At 72.8% G+C, this 17,337-nt stretch carries 15 protein-coding genes; 7 read left to right on the top strand and 8 right to left on the bottom strand.

The genetic code is table 11. The features are described from left to right. Nucleotides 1-118: 118 nt before the first annotated feature. Nucleotides 119-1,360, bottom strand: coding sequence for a glucose-1-phosphate adenylyltransferase (gene glgC / locus M3666_RS13805; RefSeq protein WP_066654395.1), 1,242 nt, complete (start codon nucleotides 1,358-1,360; stop codon nucleotides 119-121). Nucleotides 1,361-1,407: 47 nt separating this feature from the next. Here glgC and glgA point away from each other — a divergent pair, with 47 nt between their 5' ends. The 3 genes from glgA (at nucleotide 1,408) to M3666_RS13790 (ending at nucleotide 3,784) form a co-directional block, all read left to right on the top strand. Continuing rightward, nucleotides 1,408-2,607 (top strand): glycogen synthase, encoded by a 1,200-nt coding sequence (gene glgA, locus M3666_RS13800; RefSeq protein ID WP_251155511.1) that lies wholly within the window; start codon nucleotides 1,408-1,410, stop codon nucleotides 2,605-2,607. 9 nt (nucleotides 2,608-2,616) lie between these two features. Next, entirely contained in the window at nucleotides 2,617-3,399 is a 783-nt protein-coding gene (locus M3666_RS13795) for an ABC transporter ATP-binding protein (protein WP_066654391.1), read from the top strand. A 136-nt stretch (nucleotides 3,400-3,535) separates the two neighbouring features. After that, the gene (locus M3666_RS13790; protein WP_022905175.1) at nucleotides 3,536-3,784 is read left to right on the top strand and encodes a type B 50S ribosomal protein L31; all 249 of its coding nucleotides are present in this window, start codon (nucleotides 3,536-3,538) and stop codon (nucleotides 3,782-3,784) included. 829 nt (nucleotides 3,785-4,613) lie between these two features. Here M3666_RS13790 and M3666_RS13785 read toward each other — a convergent pair. Next, complete coding sequence (locus tag M3666_RS13785) at nucleotides 4,614-5,312, bottom strand: 3'-5' exonuclease (RefSeq protein ID WP_066658248.1); 699 nt, start codon at nucleotides 5,310-5,312, stop codon at nucleotides 4,614-4,616. 249 nt (nucleotides 5,313-5,561) lie between these two features. After that, nucleotides 5,562-7,274 carry a maltose alpha-D-glucosyltransferase gene (gene treS, locus M3666_RS13780; protein ID WP_251155510.1) on the bottom strand — a complete coding sequence of 571 codons (1,713 nt, stop codon included), beginning with the start codon at nucleotides 7,272-7,274 and terminating at the stop codon, nucleotides 5,562-5,564. A 214-nt stretch (nucleotides 7,275-7,488) separates the two neighbouring features. On the opposite strand from treS, the gene M3666_RS13775 reads away from it, so the two are divergent. Together M3666_RS13775 and M3666_RS13770 are read left to right on the top strand one after the other, a co-directional pair. Continuing rightward, nucleotides 7,489-8,502, top strand: coding sequence for an alpha/beta fold hydrolase (locus M3666_RS13775; RefSeq protein ID WP_251155509.1), 1,014 nt, complete (start codon nucleotides 7,489-7,491; stop codon nucleotides 8,500-8,502). 5 nt (nucleotides 8,503-8,507) lie between these two features. Continuing rightward, nucleotides 8,508-9,581, top strand: a complete 1,074-nt coding sequence (locus M3666_RS13770) for a glycosyltransferase family 1 protein (protein ID WP_251155518.1) — start codon at nucleotides 8,508-8,510, stop codon at nucleotides 9,579-9,581. Nucleotides 9,582-9,627: 46 nt separating this feature from the next. On the opposite strand, the gene M3666_RS13765 is transcribed toward M3666_RS13770, so the two are convergent. From M3666_RS13765 to M3666_RS13755, 3 genes are all read right to left on the bottom strand, one after another. Continuing rightward, nucleotides 9,628-10,353, bottom strand: coding sequence for a hypothetical protein (locus tag M3666_RS13765; protein WP_251155508.1), 726 nt, complete (start codon nucleotides 10,351-10,353; stop codon nucleotides 9,628-9,630). Between the two features lie 168 nt (nucleotides 10,354-10,521). Beyond that, on the bottom strand, nucleotides 10,522-11,157 hold the full coding sequence (locus tag M3666_RS13760) for a histidine phosphatase family protein (RefSeq protein ID WP_251155507.1): 636 nt from the start codon (nucleotides 11,155-11,157) through the stop codon (nucleotides 10,522-10,524). Continuing rightward, nucleotides 11,154-12,092 carry a Sir2 family NAD-dependent protein deacetylase gene (locus M3666_RS13755; RefSeq protein ID WP_251155517.1) on the bottom strand — a complete coding sequence of 313 codons (939 nt, stop codon included), beginning with the start codon at nucleotides 12,090-12,092 and terminating at the stop codon, nucleotides 11,154-11,156. The genes M3666_RS13760 and M3666_RS13755 overlap by 4 nt, the downstream gene beginning before the upstream one ends. 74 nt (nucleotides 12,093-12,166) lie before the next feature. Here M3666_RS13755 and M3666_RS13750 point away from each other — a divergent pair, with 74 nt between their 5' ends. Beyond that, nucleotides 12,167-12,994, top strand: a complete 828-nt coding sequence (locus M3666_RS13750; protein ID WP_066654382.1) for an RNA methyltransferase — start codon at nucleotides 12,167-12,169, stop codon at nucleotides 12,992-12,994. Between the two features lie 36 nt (nucleotides 12,995-13,030). Here M3666_RS13750 and M3666_RS13745 read toward each other — a convergent pair whose 3' ends face one another. Next, a complete protein-coding gene (locus tag M3666_RS13745) occupies nucleotides 13,031-14,605 on the bottom strand; it encodes an AtzH-like domain-containing protein (protein ID WP_251155506.1) in 1,575 nt (524 codons plus the stop codon). Beyond that, nucleotides 14,602-15,855 carry an acetamidase/formamidase family protein gene (locus tag M3666_RS13740; protein ID WP_081984861.1) on the bottom strand — a complete coding sequence of 418 codons (1,254 nt, stop codon included), beginning with the start codon at nucleotides 15,853-15,855 and terminating at the stop codon, nucleotides 14,602-14,604. Before M3666_RS13740 ends, M3666_RS13745 begins: the two co-directional genes overlap by 4 nt. A 140-nt stretch (nucleotides 15,856-15,995) precedes the next feature. Here M3666_RS13740 and M3666_RS13735 point away from each other — a divergent pair, with 140 nt between their 5' ends. Continuing rightward, nucleotides 15,996-17,327 (top strand): D-alanyl-D-alanine carboxypeptidase family protein, encoded by a 1,332-nt coding sequence (locus M3666_RS13735; RefSeq protein WP_144411301.1) that lies wholly within the window; start codon nucleotides 15,996-15,998, stop codon nucleotides 17,325-17,327. Nucleotides 17,328-17,337 lie beyond the last annotated feature (10 nt).

Raw genomic sequence — 17,337 nt, 5'->3', positions numbered from 1 at the left:
GCTGACGTCTGTGACGTCAGCCGCGCCTCCTGGCCGGGTGGCGGGTGCGGTCAGGCCTCGACGCGGACGCCCTTGCCGACGTCGGTAGGTGCAGCCCGGACTCGGCGACCGTCCCGGACTAGGCCTCGACGCGGACGCCCTTGCCGACGACCGTGATGCCGGACTCCGTGACGGTGAAGCCGCGGGCCTCGTCGGTCTCGCGGTCGACGCCGACCTGCGCACCGGGCGCGATGACCACGTCCTTGTCGAGGATCGCGCGGTTCACGACCGACCCGGCGCCGATGGACGCCCGTTCGAACACGATGGAGTCGAGGACCTTCGCACCCGAGTCGATCCCGCACCACGGGCCGATGACGCTGCGCTCCACCTGGGCGCCGGAGAGCAGGCACCCGAGCGCCACGATCGAGTCGACCGTCGAGCCGGTGTTGCCGTTCGCGTCGCGGACGAACTTCGCCGGCGGCAGGTTCGTCTGCTGGTTGAAGATCGGCCAGTCCTGGTTGTACAGGTTGAAGACCGGGACCGGCGCGATGAGGTCCATGTGGGCGTCGAAGAACGAGTCGATCGTCCCCACGTCGCGCCAGTAGTACCGGTCGCGGTCGTTCGAGCCGGGCACGTCGTTGCGCTGCAGGTCGTAGACGCCGGCGTCGCCGCGGGCCACGAAGTCGGGGACGATGTCGCCGCCCATGTCGTGCTTGCTCGACTCGATCTGGCCGTCGCGGAGCACCGCGTCGACGAGGGCGTCGGCGTTGAACACGTAGTTGCCCATCGACGCGAGGATCTCGTCCGGCGAGTCGGCCAGGCCGACGGCGTCCTTCGGCTTCTCGAGGAACGCGTCGATCTTGGTCGGGTCGTCCTGGTCCACCTGGATGACGCCGAACTGGTCCGCGAGGCCGATCGGCTGCCGGATCGCCGCGACCGTGGCGCTGCGGCCGGAGGCGATGTGCGCCTCGATCATCTGGTGGAAGTCCATCCGGTAGACGTGGTCCGCACCGACCACGACCACGATGTCCGGGCGCTCGTCGCGGAGCAGGTTGAGGGACTGCAGGATCGCGTCCGCCGAACCGGCGAACCACCGCTTGCCGAGTCGCTGCTGCGCCGGCACCGACGCGACGTAGGACCCGAGGAGCCCCTCCATGCGCCAGGTCTCGGCCACGTGACGGTCGAGGCTGTGCGACTTGTACTGGGTCAGGACGACGATCTTCTGCAACCCGGAGTTCACGAGGTTGGAGAGCGCGAAGTCGATGAGACGGAAGTTGCCGCCGAACGGGACGGCGGGCTTCGCGCGATCGGCCGTGAGCGGCATGAGCCGCTTGCCCTCGCCGCCGGCGAGGACGATGCCGAATACCTTCTTTGGTGCCATGTGGTTCACAGTAGGCGTCCGGACGGCGAACCCGTTACGTTGAGTCCGTGCGAGTCGATCTACTGACCAGGGAGTATCCGCCGGAGGTCTACGGCGGAGCGGGTGTCCACGTGGCCGAGCTCACGGCTGCGCTGCGGTCGGGGACGGACACGTACGTCCGGGTGCGCGCCTTCGGGGCGTTCCGTGACGAGGAGGGCGTGTGGGCGTACCGCACGCCCGAGGGCCTCGAGGACGCGAACGGCGCGCTCCAGGCGCTCGGTACCGACGTCCGCATCGCCGCCGACGTCGCGGGCGCCGACCTGGTGCACTCCCACACCTGGTACGCCAACGCCGCGGGGCGCATCGCGCAGCTCACCCACGGCATCCCGCACGTGGTCACGGCCCACAGCCTCGAGCCGCTGCGCCCGTGGAAGGCCGAGCAGCTCGGGGGCGGCTACCGCCTGTCGAGCTGGATGGAACGTGAGGCGTTCGAGCAGGCCGACGGCGTGATCGCGGTCTCGAAGGCCATGCGGGCGGACATCCTGCGCTCCTACCCGTCCATCGACCCGGCGAAGGTCCACGTCGTCTACAACGGCATCGACATCGACGAGTGGAAGCCGACCGTCGACGAGGACGCCGTGCGCGCGCTCGGCATCGACCCGTCGCGCCGCTCGGTCGTGTTCGTCGGCCGGATCACCCGGCAGAAGGGCCTGCCGTACCTGCTCCGCGCGGTGGCGTCGCTGCCGTCGGACGTGCAGATCGTGCTGTGCGCGGGCGCTCCGGACACGCCGGAGATCATGGCCGAGGTGACCGGACTCGTCGAGTCCCTGCGCGCGGAGCGCGACGGTGTGGTCTGGATCGACCGGATGCTCTCCCACCAGGAGGTCGTGAACGTCCTGTCGTCGGGGACCGTGTTCGTCTGCCCGTCGATCTACGAGCCGCTCGGCATCGTCAACCTCGAGGCCATGGCCTGTGGCATCCCCGTGGTCGGCACGCGCACGGGCGGCATCCCCGAGGTCGTCGCCGACGGGCTGACCGGGCGCATCGTCCCGATCGACCAGGCACAGGACGGCACCGGCACGCCGAACGACCCGGACCGCTTCGTGGCCGACCTCGCCCGGACGCTGGACGAGGTCCTGGCCGACGAGGGGCTCGCCAAGCTCATGGGACGCGCAGGACGCCTCCGCGTCGAGAGCGAGTTCACGTGGGACGCGATCGCGCACCGCACGCGGCAGGTCTACGACGAGGTGCTCGCCCGGAAGCCGTAGGCTGGAGCCATGCCCTCGGTCGTGCGCTTGTCAGACGTCTCCGTGGTCCGCAACGGGGCCACCATCCTCGACGGGATCTCGTGGGAGGTGCAGGACGACGAACGCTGGGTGGTGCTCGGTGCCAACGGCGCCGGCAAGACCACGCTGCTGCAGGTGGCCGGTGCCCAGACGTTCCCGACGTCGGGCAGTGTCGAGGTGCTCGGTACCGAGCTCGGCGGCGCGGACCTGTTCGAGCTGCGTCCGCGCATCGGCTTCGCGTCGACCGCCCTCGCCCGCCGGATCCCGGTGACCGAGAAGGTCGTCGACGTCGTGCTCACCGCCGCGTACTCGGTCACCGGTCGCTGGAACGAGGAGTACGAGGAGCTCGACGTCCGCCGCGCCCAGCGGGTGCTCGACGAGTGGGGCCTCGGTGACTTCACCGACCGCACGTTCGGTGAGCTGAGCGACGGCGAGCAGAAGCGCGTGCAGATCGCGCGCGCCGTGATGACCGATCCCGAGGTGCTGTTCCTCGACGAGCCGGCTGCGTCGCTCGACCTCGGTGCGCGCGAGAGCCTGGTGCGCACGCTCGGCGGCTACGCGCAGAGCAGCGACTCGCCGGCTATCGTCATCGTCACCCACCACGTGGAGGAGATCCCCGAGGGCTTCACGCACGCCCTCGTGCTCGCCGACGGTGGGATCCAGGCCGCCGGCCCCATCGACGAGGTCCTGACGGCTCCCACGCTGTCCCAGGCCTTCGGCGTGGAGCTGACCGTGTCGAAGGACGCCGGTCGGTACACGGCGCGCGCGGCCTGACGCTCCCGATCCTGCCCGTCGTCTGGTAACGTGGACGGCTGGCGCACGCCGCAGACTTCCCGCGCGGGGGTCCCGATCGAGTCCGCTCGAACCGGCCGTCCGCGCATCTCCCACCATCTCCAACCGAGGAATCTCCATGAAGACCGACACCCACCCCGAGTACAACGCCATCGTCTTCCGCGACCTGGCCTCCGGTGAGACGTTCCTGACGCGTTCGACCGCGACCAGCGACAAGACCATCGAGCTCGACGGTGCGACCTACCCGGTCATCGACGTCGAGATCTCGTCGGCGTCGCACCCGTTCTACACGGGCAAGCAGCGCATCCTCGACTCGGCCGGTCGCGTCGAGAAGTTCAACCAGCGCTTCAAGGGCTTCAGCAAGTAAGTCTGCGTTCGCGCTCGGACGGGCGGTCCTCCTTCGGGAGGGCCGCCCGTTCTGCGTTGCGCGGATGGTCGGGTCGGGGCGGGGCGCCGGGTTCGGGGACGGCGCGCTGTGGTCGGTGAGAACGCGAGACGCGCCCTGCTCCGGATGCTGCGCCCCGGTGCACCGGGGCGCAGGGTCCGGAACGGGGCGCAACAGCGCACGGGCGGCGCGAGCGCGGCGCGGGCGCGGGCGCGGCGTCCAGCATGCGCGCACGGCGTCGTCGTGCTGTCGCGCCGTGGCGCGTGGTGCTCGCGCGCAACCTGGAGCACGTCGCGCCAGGCGTTCACGTGGTTCGAGGTGCGTTCGACTGTGCACGTACTGCGGGCGCGAGCCGCGGTCACGGCAAGGAGGCTCGGTGTGGGACCGCCGGGAACGCTCGCCGGTCGAGGTGGCAGCGTCGCGCCGCCCGACGGCCCGGCAGCGCACCGTGCGGCGCAGCCTCGGTGCGCGGTGCGCAGGCCGTGGTGCACGGGCTGCGAGGTGCTCAGACCGTGGTGCGCGGGCCGTGGTGCGCGATGCTCGCGCACCACGGAGAGCACGTCGCACCACGTGATTCCACGGCGCGACGTGCTTCCGGTTCTGCGGGACAGCAGGCGGGTGCCGGACGCCGGCGCCCGGCGCTGGCCGGGAGCGCCGATGCGCGGCACCGCTCGCAGGGCGGCCCAGCTGCGGCGCGCGGCGACAGCGGCCGCTCAGCGCCGGCGCGGCAACACCGGCTCAGCGGCCCAGTGGCGGCGCGGCGACAGCGGCTCAGTGGCGGCTCGGAGACGGCGCCGCGGTGACCGCGGCGCTACGAGCCGTTGCGGTGCGGCCAGCGACCGTCGGCGGTGAACGAGGGGTCGCGCTTCTTCCGCATGTAGTCCTGGAACGAGGTGGCCTGCTCGGCACACCAGCCGACCTGCTTGCGGTGCAGCTCCTCGGCGGAGACACCGAGCTCCTCCGGGTACTTCGCCGCGATGGCCTGCGCGACACGCCCGGCAGCGATCGCGTCCGCGGCGGCGTCGTGGGCGTCGGACAGGGTCACGCCGTAGAGCTCGGACGCTGCCTCGAGCGTGCGCTTGCCCTTGCGGTAGGTGTCGAGCGCCTTGTCCATCACGAGCGGGTCGACGACGTTGCCGATGACAGGGGAGGCGATGCCGTGCCGTCGGGCCTCGCGGTCGAGCACCGTCAGGTCGTACGGAGCGTTGTAGATCACGAGCGGGATGCCGCGCGCGAACACGGCCTCGACCGCTGCCACGATCTCGGCGACGACCTCGCCGGCCGGGCGCCCCTCGGCCTGGGCGCGCTCGGTCGTGTAGCCGTGCACGGCGGCAGCGCCCTCGGGGATCGCGATCCCGGGATCGGCGATCCAGGCACCCTCCGCGATGGAGCGTCCGGTCATGTCGATCAGGCCGACGTGCGCCGTGACGATGCGGGCGGTCTCGACGTCGACGCCGGTGGTCTCGAGGTCGAACACGCCGAGCGCGTGCCACCAGGGACGACCGCTCAGGTCCTGCACGGCCGGGGCGGCGGGTGCGGGCGTGTCGAGCGCTGCTGGGGAGTACGTCACGGCACGAGGCTAACGGGACGGTCCGACACGCTCCACGCGACCCGCCTGCCGGGGCGCCACGACACGCTCCAGGCGACCCGCCTGGCGGAGCGCGACGACACGCGACGGCGACGCGACGAGCGCGGGGTGAGCCGCGCCTCCAGGCCGACAGCGACCACCCGGCGGACGGAGGCCGCCGGCCGGCGCTCGCTACACGCCGACCGGCGCGCCGACGTGCAGCCAGTAGAACGACTGCGTCCCCATGGTGAGGGTGACGTTGCCGTCCTCGTCGAACGCGGGGAACGACCCGCCGCCGAACAGGTCGTACAGCGGCCGTCCGGCGAACTCCGGCGCCGAGATCGTCACCGACGTCGGGTTGGTGGCGAAGGAGAACACGCAGAGGACGTCCTCGGCGGACGGGCCGAACTGCTGCCCGGACCCCTCCCACGACCGGACGAACGCGAGCACCGAGTCGTTGGTGGTGTCCTGCACGTGCAGCGAGCCCAGGCCGAAGACCGGGTGCGCCTTGCGGACGTGGATGACGTTGCGGACCCAGTGCAGCAGGGAGCGGGACTGGGCGAGCTGCGCCTCGACGTTGACCTGCGCGTAGTTGTAGACGAGCGACTGCACGACCGGCAGGTACAGCTTGCCCGGGTCGGCGGTCGAGAAGCCCGCGTTGCGGTCCGGGGTCCACTGCATCGGCGTGCGCGAGGAGTCGCGGTCCGGCAGCCAGATGTTGTCGCCCATGCCGATCTCGTCCCCGTAGTACAGGAACGGCGACCCGGGCAGCGAGAACAGCAGGGCGTGGATGAGCTCGAGCTCGGCCCGTGAGTTGTCGAGCAGGGGAGCGAGGCGACGACGGATGCCGATGTTCGACCGCATGCGCGGGTCGTAGCCGTACCAGCCGTACATCGCCTGGCGGTACTCCTCGCTGACCATCTCGAGCGTGAGCTCGTCGTGGTTGCGGAGGAACACCCCCCACGCGGCCTTCTCGGGGACGTCGAGGGTCTCGGACAGGATCGCCTTGAGCTCGGCGGCGTGCTGCGCGCGGAGCGAGTAGAAGATGCGCGGCATCACTGGGAAGTCGAACGCCATGTGGCACTCCGGCTCCTCGTCGGTGCCGAAGAACGCGGCGGTCTCACGCGGCCACTGGTTCGCCTCGGCGAGCAGGACACGCCCGGGGTACTCGTCGTCGACCATGGCCCGGAGCTTCTTGATGAACTCGTGGGTCTCCGGCTCGCCCTCGCCGTTGCCCTCCTCGGACTCGAAGAGGTAGGGGATGGCGTCGAGCCGCAGCCCGTCCACACCGAGGTCGAGCCAGTGCCGCACGACGTCGTAGACGGCCTCGACCACGGCCGGGTTCTCGAAGTTGAGGTCGGGCTGGTGCGAGAAGAACCGGTGGAAGAAGAACTGCCGGCGGACCGGGTCGAAGGTCCAGTTCGACTCCTCGGTGTCCACGAAGATGATGCGGATGTTCTCGTAGTGCTCGTCGGTGTCACGCCACACGTAGAAGTCGCCGTAGGGGCCGTCCGGGTCCTCGCGGGACTGCTGGAACCACTCGTGCTGGTCGGAGGTGTGGTTGATCACCATGTCGATGACGATGCGCATGTTCCGCTCGTGCGACTTCGTGACGAGCTCGCGGAAGTCGTCGAGCGTGCCGAACTCGGGCAGGATCGCCCGGTAGTCGGAGATGTCGTACCCGCCGTCGCGCATCGGCGACTGGAAGAACGGCGGCAGCCAGATGGCGTCGACGCCGAGCCACTGCAGGTAGTCGAGCTTGCCGATGACGCCCTGGATGTCCCCGATGCCGTCGCCGTTCGAGTCGACGAACGAGCGGATCATGCACTCGTAGAAGACCGAGCGCTTGTACCACTGCGGGTCCAGGGTCAGGCCGGGCAGCTGGATCGGGGCCGTGAAGGTCAAGCGTGCTCCTCGTCGTCGGCGGGCCGGCGGCGTGGCCCGACCACGGCCACAGTAGGCGCGTGCTCCTGCTGCTGTCCGCGGGTCGCCGTGACGACCGCGTCACGTGGCCGGACGGGAGGCGCGACACCCCTCCACAGCGTCCCTCCCGTCCGTCGTCCTCCACAGCGGGGCGCGGGGCGCACCACCCCGGTCGCCGCTTCGTAGACTGGCCGCGATGCAACCACCCGTGATCTCCCCGTACCAGTCGCTCGTCGCCGCGACGCCGGTCGTGCACCGGGCCGTGACCCTCGACGGCCGCACCACGCACTACTGGGAGTACGGGCCGGCCGACGCCACCGAGACGGTCCTCGCCGTGCACGGGTTCCGCGGCGACCACCACGGACTCGAGACGATCGCCGCCCACCTCCGGGGCGTCCGCGTGGTCGTCCCCGACCTGCCCGGCTTCGGGATCTCCGACCCGCTGCCGGTCTCCGACGTCGACGCCTACGTCGGGTGGCTCACCGGGTTCCACCGCGCGCTCGCCCTGGGTCCCGAGACCGTGGTGCTCGGACACTCCTTCGGGTCGATCGTCACGGCGGCCACCGTCGCGGCCGGCCTCGACACCCGGCTGCTCGTGCTGGTGAACCCGATCGCGGCACCCGCGCTGCAGGGGCCCCGGGCCGTCGGCACCGGCATCGCGATCGGCTACTACCGGGCCGGCGCGGTGCTCCCCAGGCCGCTCGGACTCGGGCTGCTCCGGAACCGCGCGATCGTGCGGGCGATGAGCCTCGCCATGCTGAAGTCACGCGACCGCGACCTGCGGCGATGGGTGCACGACCAGCACGACCGGTACTTCTCGGCGTTCGCGGACCGCACGAGCGTGCTCGAGGCGTTCCGCACCTCGGTCACGCACGACGTGTCCGAGTACGCCGACCACATCGACGTCCCCGTGCTGCTCGTCGCCGCGGAGCACGACGACATCACGGCCTTGCCCGAGCAGCGTGCACTCGCTTCCCGACTCCGCGACGCCGAGCTCGTCGTGGTGCCCGACGTGGGACACCTCGTGCACTACGAGACGCCCGGAGCCGCCGCCGACGCGGTGCTCCGTCGCATGGCCGAGCCGACGGCCCGCCGTCGTGCCGGACGCGGGAACCCGCGCAGGACGAGGTCCACCGCACCGCAGCAGGCTCCCGACGCGTCGGCGGCGTCACCGTCGGCCGACGGCACGCCGGGGGAGTCCGCCTCGTGAGGCGCCTGCGGATCGGGATCGACTGCCGGTACGTCCGGATCGGTCGGCACGACGGCATCAGTCGCTTCACCGCCGGTGTCGTCGCGCACCTGCCCGACCGGCACGACCACGTCCTGCTCGTGCACGACGAACGGCAGCTCGCGTCGCTGCCCGACGGCATCCCGTGGGAACGCATCCCGGCCCCGACGGACGCGGGGGAGCCGCTCGTGGCCCGGACGGTGAACCGGCTCGGTCTCGACGCGGTCTTCTCACCGATGCAGACCATGGGGTCCCGCGGCCGCCGCTACGCCCTCGTGCTCACGCTGCACGACCTCATCTACTACCGGAACCGCACGCCTCCGCGGGAGTTCTCGTGGCCGATCCGGCTCGGTTGGCGGCTCTTCCACCTGAGCTGGGCGCCGCAACGCCTGCTGCTGAACGGCGCGGACGGCGTCGTGACGGTGTCCGAGACCACCGCGGGGCTCATCGAGCGACACCGTCTGACGAAGCGCCCCGTCACGGTGGCGTACAACGCGGCCGACCCGGCCGTGCCCCGCGAGCCCGACGGGAGCCGTGCGCGGACGCTCGTCTACATGGGGTCGTTCATGCCGTACAAGAACGTCGAGACGCTCGCGGCCGCACTGCCCCTGCTCGGAGCCGACTGGACGCTGCACTGCATGTCGCGGGTGTCCGACGCCGACCGACGACGGCTCGAGGCCCGGGCGCCGACCGGGGCGATCGTCTTCCACGACGGTGCCTCCGACGACGAGTACCTGGCGACCCTGCGCGGGGCGACGGCGCTGGCGACGGCCTCGTTCGACGAGGGCTTCGGCATCCCCCTCGTCGAGGCGATGGGTGTGGGGACCCCGGTGGTCGTCAGCGACGTCCCGATCTTCCGCGAGATCGGCGGGGACGCCGCCGAGTACTTCGACCCGTCGTCGCCGTCCGCGGTGGCAGCGGCGGTGCGGCGACTCGAGGACCGCTGGGACGAGGCATCGCGGGCCTCGCTCGAGCGGGCGGCCCGGTTCCGGTGGCAGGACTCGGCGGAACAGGTGACCCGGGCCGTCGAGCGCGCGGTGCAGGACCGAGAGCAGCGCTGACCGGGACCGGCGCACGAGTGGTGGGGCGCCGACAGCAGCGGTGTCGTCAGGACGGCTGACGCGAGGTCACCTCGGCGCCGGGGAAGACCGCGTGCGTCTCACGTTGTGCGACGTCCATGATCGCGGCGAGGGCCACACCGGTGCCGACCGTGGCGAGCTCGACGCGCTGCGCGTCCGGCTCGTCCGACGGTGCCCCCGGACCCCAGTCGCTGCGCACCGCGACGACCCCGCCGATCGCCGCGACCGAGCGAGCGACCTCGAGCCGCTGTCGCGTGACCTCGGCGTCCGTCGTGACCCCGACCACCAGGGTGTCGAAGCGGGCCTCCGCCGACACGACGACTCCGCTGCCGTCCGCGTCGGCCGCCGCGGCGCTCAGGGCGCGGACGAGGTCGACCTGCTGACCGGGCGACAGGTCCGGTGACGCCTCGACGACGGCGGACACCCGGTAGGCCGCAAGGGAGTCGCGCGTGGTCTCCTCGTCACGGACGGCGAGCACGCCCGGTACGTCGGCCGCCGCGGTCCGGAACCGGTCGAGCGCTGCCTGGGGTCGCGGGAACACCCCGCCGACCCCGGTCTGGATGCTGCTGACGATCGTCGACAGGACGACGGCGATGACGACGCCGACCGCGACGAAGGACAGCGTGATGACGGTGCCGCGTCGGAGTCGTTGGCCGGTGGACGGCCGGGTGACGGAGGCCGTGTCCGGGCCGAACGCCCGGTCGAGGTCGTCGGACGAGTCGACTCGGTCGTCCACCGGTCCCTGGTTCGTCACGGCCCCTCCTCGCGCACGGGTGCGAGCACCACCGGACGGTGGTCGGGCCGCCCGTGGACCGGAGCCTAGTCCGAGCGGGCCCCCGCGCTCGCGGAGCCGCAGGTAACGGTCCGGTACCGGTCCACCGTCCGGTACCGGTCCACCGTGCGCGACGGGCCGCCGCCCGCGCTACCGGCGCTCGAGCGGGTTCTGCTCGGCGAAGGACTCGTCGCCCGTCTGCTCCGAGACCTCGTCGAGCGGGTCGTCGAAGCGGACGAGCTCGGCACGGAACCGCTCGGGGTCCCAGCGGAAGGAGTGCACGGACCCGTTGCGGATCGGCGTCGTGTACCGGTCCGCCGTGCCGGGAGCCGCGGCGTTGACGACGGCCCGGATGACGGCACCGTGCGTGGCGACCACGACCGACCCCGCGTCGAAGCGGACGGCGATCTCGGCCAGCGTCTCGGTCGCCCGTGCGAGCAGCGCGGAGCGGGACTCCCGTCCGGGGACGTCGTCGTGCGGGTAGCGCTGGGCGACCTCGGTGTCGGTGAGCCCCTCGGCCTCGCCGTACGAGCGCTCCGCGAGACCCGGGTGGGTGGTCGGCTCCGGCAGCCCGAGGTGGTGGGCGATGATCGCGCCGGTCTCGAACGCGCGTGACAGCGGTGACGCGACGACCGCGTCGAACCGTCGGCGACCGAGGAGCAGCGCGGTGGCCGCGGCCTGGGATCGCCCGGTGTCGTTGAGGGGGATGTCGGTCGATCCCTGGATGCGCCGCTGCGCGTTCCAGTCGGTCTCGCCGTGCCGGACCAGGGTGAGGAGCGTCGTCACCCGTCGATCCTGCCAGAGCGCTCCGGAGCAGCCGACACCGGAGCGGACGACTCCGCAGCAGCCGACACCGCAGCGGACGACTCCGCAGCGGACGTCGCCGGTGCAGCCGACGCCGCGGCGGACGGGACGAGCCGCGCAGCCAGTGCCTCGAGCGTCTCCGTGGTGCCGGCGTCGAGCTTCGCCACCGCGCGCCGGTCGCTGCGGGTGGCTCCCCGGTTCACGATGACGACCGGGAGCTTCCGCCGGGTGGCGTGGTCGACCAGTCGGACGCCGGAGTTCACGGTGAGCGACGAGCCCACGACGAGCAGCGCGTCGGCGTCCGCGACGATCGAGACGGCCTCGCGGAACTTCTCGGCGGGCACGAACTCGCCGAAGAACACGACGTCCGGCTTCAGCACCCCGCCGCACACCGAGCAGTCGGGCACCCGGAAGCGCTCCACGTCGGTGATCTCGACGTCGCCGTCCGGCTGCAGCTGCACCGTGCCCGGCTCGTCGATCCAGGGGTTCTCGCGGTCGAGCACACCGGCGAGGTCGGCGCGCGAGAACACCTGCCCGCACGTCAGGCAGACCGCGCGGTCCATCGAGCCGTGGATCTCCACGACCCGCCGGGACCCGGCACGGAGGTGCAGGCCGTCGACGTTCTGCGTGACGACCCCGGTGACGATGCCGGCGTCCTCGAGGACGGCGAGCGCGCGGTGACCGGTGTTCGGCCGGGCGGCGGCGAAGGTGCGCCACCCCAGGTGCGAACCGGCCCAGTAGCGCTGGCGCTTCGCCGGGTCGGAGCGGAACTCCTGGAAGGTCATCGGCTTCCGCACCACCCGGCCCGCGCCGCGGTAGTCGGGGATGCCGGAGTCGGTGCTCAGCCCGGCGCCGGAGAGCACGGCGACGCGCTTGCCCGTCAGCAGCTCCACGACGCGGTCGAGCTCGTCCGTCATCGGGTCGGTCAGCACGTCGTCCACGGTACCCTCAACAGCCGAACGCCCAGCCGCCTTCCCACGAAACGAGCCCCGTGCACCCCGTCCGCATCGACTCTCTCGACGACCCCCGACTCGACGACTTCGCCCGGCTCACCGACGTGGCGCTGCGGCGGGTCACGGAGCCCGAGGGCGGGCTGTACATCGCCGAGTCGAACACGGTCATCGAGCGCGCGGTCCGCGCCGGGCACGTCCCGCGGAGCGTCATCGTGCAGGAGAAGTGGCTCGACAGCGTGCTGCCCCTGGTGGCGGACCACGACGGCCCGGTCTTCGTCGGACCGGATGCGCTGCTCGAGGACCTCACCGGCTTCCGGATGCACCGGGGTGCCCTCGCCGCGATGCACCGACCGGAGCTGCCGTCGGTGGCCGACGTGGTCCGGGACGCGAAGGTCGTCGTGGTGCTCGAGGACGTCGTCGACCACACCAACGTCGGCGCGGTGTTCCGCAGCGTCGCCGGCCTCGGGGCGGACGCGGTCCTGGTGAGCCCGCGCTGCGCGGACCCCCTGTACCGCCGGAGCGTCCGGGTGAGCATGGGCACGGTGCTCCAGGTGCCGTGGACCCGCATCGGGGAGTGGCCGGCCGCCGGCGAGGAACTCCGCGCGCAGGGCTTCCACCTCGCCGCGATGGCGCTCACCGACCGCTCGGTCGACCTGGACGCGTTCGTCGCCGACGTCCCCGAGCGGGTCGCGCTCGTGATGGGCACGGAGGGGCAGGGCCTGACCGACGCCGCGATCGCCTCCGCCGACACGACGGTCCGCATCCCGATGGCGCACGGCGTCGACTCGCTCAACGTGGCGGCGGCGAGCGCGGTGGGGCTCTGGGCGGTCACGCACGCGCAGCGCGCTGCACGTCCGACCACCTGACCAGCTGACCGCTCGTCGACGGCCCGGCGTACCGCTTCAGGCAGCGCCGGCCGGGAGGCCCGTGCCGACCCCGTCGCGCAGCCAGCGGTCCGCCGTGGTCACCAGTGCTCGGTCGGTGCCGGTCCCGCCGGTCAGGCACAGGCCGACGGGTGCGTCGTCGACGGTGAGCGCCGGCACGCTCAGGGAGGGCACCCCGCCCACGCTCGCGAGCGCGGTCATGGTGGTCGTCGCGGTGCGGACGCGCTCGAGCTCCTCCGCGCCGGCGCCGAGCGACGGGGCCGGGCCCGGAGCGGTCGGCGTGACGAGCACCCGGTCGACCAGGGCCGCTCGGATCGCTTCTCGGACCCCGGGGAAGCGCCGGAGGGCCTCCGCGACGAGGTCCGGCGGGTTCGCGGCGGCCGCGGCGAACCGCTGCCCGACGACGGCCCCGAGGGCGCCGGGGTGGGCCGCTATCCACTTCCCGTGCGCCGCCGTCGCCTCGGCACCCTGCACGAGCCGCAGGAGCTCGCGGAGGTCCTCGAGCGCGGGGAGCCCGAGGTCGTCGAGCGTCACGACCGGCAGGTCACCGACGACGGCGTGGACGGCGTCCTGCGTCGCCGGGTCCGCGGCGGCGAGGAGCTCCGCGAGCACGACCGGCGCCCCGGCCTCCGACACGGGGTGCGACCCGTGCGGCACCGAGGCGTCGAGGGCACGGACCATGGTGTCGGCGTCCCTGGTCAGCCACCCGACGGTGTCGAACGACGGCGCGAGCGGCAGCAGTCCGGCGCGGTCGACGACGCCGTGGGTCGTCCGCAGGCCCCAGAGCCCCTGGTACGAGGCGGGGATCCGCAGCGATCCCGCGGTGTCCGTACCGAGTCCGACGTCCGCCACCCCGGAACGGACGGCCGACGCTGATCCGCTGGACGAGCCTCCCGGCACACGCGACGGGTCGGCGCCGTTCGGCGGGGTGCCGTGGTGCTCGTTGCGTCCGGTCAGCGCGTAGGCGAACTCGTCCGTCCGCGCGATGCCGCGGACCGACGCGCCGGCGTCGAGGAGGGCGGCGACCGCCGCTGCGGAGGCGGGGACGGGCACGGACTCCTGCAGGTACGTCGGGTTGCCGGCCCCGACGCGGTGGCCGGCGACGGCGTACAGGTCCTTGACCGCCACCGTGGCGCCGTCGAGACGGCCGCGGCCGGTCGGCGGCAGGAGCGGGTCGCCGACGACGCGCCACACGGTGGTGTCGAGGGGTCGGGATCGACCGGTGACGTGCGCCGCCTCGATGCGCCACCTGTCGGCCTGACGGCGCCAGAGCTGGGTCTGCAGACCCGAGCCGCCGTCGCGGAACGCGGCGACGCAGACGACGAGCGCGAGGTCCTCGGCGAGCACCCGGACCTCGGTGCGGGACAGGTGGCGCGGCGCGACTCCACCCCGCGCACCGCGGAAGGTGCTGATCGCGTCGTGCCCGACGAGCAGGCCGCGGTCGTCGCCGCGCAGGGTGTCGGCGGAGCGGACGAACGCGTCGTCGAGCGCCGCGAGGTCGTCGTCGGCGAGTGCCCGTTCGTAGGCGTCGAGGGCGTCGAGCAGGCCGGTCGGTGCCGACGGACCGCCGGTCGGCCGTGCCGCGGCCGTCACCGGACGTCCGCGAAGTCGGCCTTGCGGATGCGGGCGTGCGCCCCGGTCACCAGGTCGACCACCTGCGACACGTCGAAGTCCGTCGCCGCGCTGAGGTAGGCGTACGCGAGGTGCGGTTCCATGCCGTACCGCGCGCCCAGGATCGCGATCGCGTGCCGGACGCAGGCCCGGACGGCCTCGTCGAGGTCGGGGTCGAGTCCGGTCGGCACCAGGTGGTCCCGCGTCTCGACGAGCGGCCAGACGAGCTCCCCGAACTGCTGCGCTGCCTCGGCGGCCGGCGTGACGTCGAAGCGCACCGTCGCACGGAGGGAGGCCTCCATGGCGGTGAGCGCGACCTCGCCGTCCCCCTGCGCGAAGTGCGGGTCGCCGACGTAGGCCAGGGCACCCGGCACGAGGACCGGCAGGTGGAGCTGCGCACCGGCCTGCAGCAGGTTGACGTCGATGTTGCCGCCGTGACGTCCGGGCGGGACCGAGTGCAGCCGCTCGCCGGGGGTCGCGACGCCCATGATGCCGAGGAAGGGCGCGAGCGGGAACCGGGCGTACCGGTCCCCGCGCTCGGTGAGTGGGATGCGTCCGAGGAGCCGGTCGTCGCCGGGCCTGTCGTCGCCGGGCCCGTCGTCGCCGGGCCCGTCGTCGGCGGGCACCACGTCGGCGAAGACGCTGACGGTGCGCCCGTCGACCGGGTACTCGCCGTGCAGGGCCCCGCGGCCGTGCCGGTTCGACACCACGCCGTACGGCACGCGGGGGAGCGTCTCGAGCACGGTCATGGTCAGGACGTCGCCCGGCTCGGCACCGTCGACGGCGATCGGTCCGGTGACCACGTGCGGGCCGTCCCGCTCCGGGTCGCGGCGACCGGTCCGGGCGATCGCGACCGCGTCGGCGAGCACGTGCTCCGGCGCGACGCCGTGGCGGCCGAAGAAGGCGACGGGGTCACTGCCCTGGTCCGGCAGGAGCCCCTCGTGGCTCACGGTGTCGATCGTCAGGTCGTCACCGGGAGCGAGCGTCACGACCGGGCGGTCGTCGCCGTTCGGGAGCCGTCCCCAGAGCACCCGGTCGGCCTCGGCCGGCAGGTACCGCGACGACCGGACCGGGCCGGTGTCGGGCTGGAGCACCGTGACCGGAGCCGGAGCCGGAGCCGGAGCCGGGCCCGGTGCGGTCTTCTTGCCCTCGGCCGGGTCGGTGGCCGGGTCGGTGGACGGGGCGGTGGTGCGGCCGCCACGCGTGGCGCCCGGGGTGGTTCCGTGGTGCATGTCCAGCACGCTAGGGGCTGCCGGGCGACGCACGGATCCCGGAGCGCGATGTTTTACGTGTTCGTCACACGACGGTCGGGGGACGACCGGCGGCTCGCTGTCGGCCGGCACCCCGGGACTGCCCGGTACCCTCGGTTCCCGTGCCCCGTGTCGTCCGCAGCCCCCGCTCCGCCGTCAGGAGGCCCGTGACGATCGGCGTCGTCGCGGTGCTCCTGCTCGCCGTCGGGTACCTGGTGGCCGTCGCCGTCGTGCCGTTCGCGCCGGCGAGCGCCACCACGACGAAGTACTCCGCCCCGACCTCGACCCTGCCGGACCTGCGGTTCCCGGGCTACGGGGCGACCGCGGTCCAGGCCACCGGGTTCCCGGAGAGCCTGCGCACCAGCGGGGACACCAAGGCCCGCTCGATCGCGAGCATCACCAAGGTCGTGACGGCCCTGGTCGTGCTCGATGCGAGACCGCTCGACCGCGGGGAGTCCGGCCCGACGATCCGCTTCGACGCGCAGATGCAGGCGCTCTACGCCGAGTACCTGGCGCAGAACGGCGAGGTGGCGCCGATGCCGGACGGCCTGCGGCTGTCCGAGCACCAGACCATGCAGGTCATGCTGATGAAGTCGGCGAACAACTACGCCGGTGCGCTCGCGCTCTGGGCCTTCGGGTCGATGGACGGCTACGAGCGCGCCGCCTCGGCCTGGCTGGACGAGCACGGGTTGGACGACACGACGATCCACGAGCCGACCGGCCTCGACCCCGCGAACCGCTCGACGGCGACCGACCTGGTGCGGCTCGGACAGCTCGCACTGGCTGACCCCGTCGTGAAGGAGATCGTCGGGACGGAGCAGGTGACCGTGCCCGGGGCGGGCGAGATCGAGAACTCGAACAAGCTCCTCGGGATGGACGGCATCGAGGGGATCAAGACCGGCACGCTCGACGAGGCGGGGGCCTGCCTGCTGTTCGCCGCCACGTACCAGCGCGGGGGCCGGCAGGTCACCGTCGTCGGTGTCATGCTCGGCGGCAGGGACCACCCGTCACTCGACGTCGACGTCCGCCGCCTGCTCCGCTCGGTGGCCGACAACTTCCAGACGGTCACGCTCACGCACGCCGGCCAGACCTTCGGCACCTACTCGACGCCCTGGCGGGACGACGCCGACGCCGTGGCCGCCGATGCCGCCGAGGTCCTGGTCTGGGGCGACACGACGGTCACCGCACGCACCCGGCTCGACAGCGTCACGCTCGGCGAGCGGGGCGAGCGGGTCGGCTCCGTACGGTTCTCGATCGAGCACCACGACCCCGTGACCGTGCCGCTCGAGCTCGAGCGCTCCATCGAGGACCCGGGGCTCTGGTGGCGCTGGACGAACCCGTTCCGCGGCGTCGAGACCAGTCCGTCGGCAGCCGCCGCCGGCGCAGCCCCGCGCGCGGCCTCCACGTCGCTCGACCCCGCGTCGCCACCGCAGCGCTGGGGGCTCGCCGCGTAGGGTCTCGAGC

Origin of the sequence: Curtobacterium sp. ODYSSEY 48 V2 (assembly GCF_023712625.1) — a bacterium.
Lineage (GTDB): Bacteria > Actinomycetota > Actinomycetes > Actinomycetales > Microbacteriaceae > Curtobacterium.
Note: the sequence above shows the minus strand (reverse complement) of the source record. Positions and strands in the feature narration are given on the sequence as shown.

Excerpts from the sequence above, each read along its gene's own strand:
- M3666_RS13795 (WP_066654391.1), top strand. The coding sequence starts at position 2,617 with ATGCCCTCGGTCGTGCGCTTGTCAGACGTCTCCGTGGTCCGCAACGGG.
- M3666_RS13775 (WP_251155509.1), top strand. The coding sequence starts at position 7,489 with ATGCAACCACCCGTGATCTCCCCGTACCAGTCGCTCGTCGCCGCGACG.
- M3666_RS13740 (WP_081984861.1), bottom strand. The coding sequence starts at position 15,855 with ATGCACCACGGAACCACCCCGGGCGCCACGCGTGGCGGCCGCACCACC.
- M3666_RS13755 (WP_251155517.1), bottom strand. The coding sequence starts at position 12,092 with ATGACGGACGAGCTCGACCGCGTCGTGGAGCTGCTGACGGGCAAGCGC.
- M3666_RS13790 (WP_022905175.1), top strand. The coding sequence starts at position 3,536 with ATGAAGACCGACACCCACCCCGAGTACAACGCCATCGTCTTCCGCGAC.
- glgC (WP_066654395.1), bottom strand. The coding sequence starts at position 1,360 with ATGGCACCAAAGAAGGTATTCGGCATCGTCCTCGCCGGCGGCGAGGGC.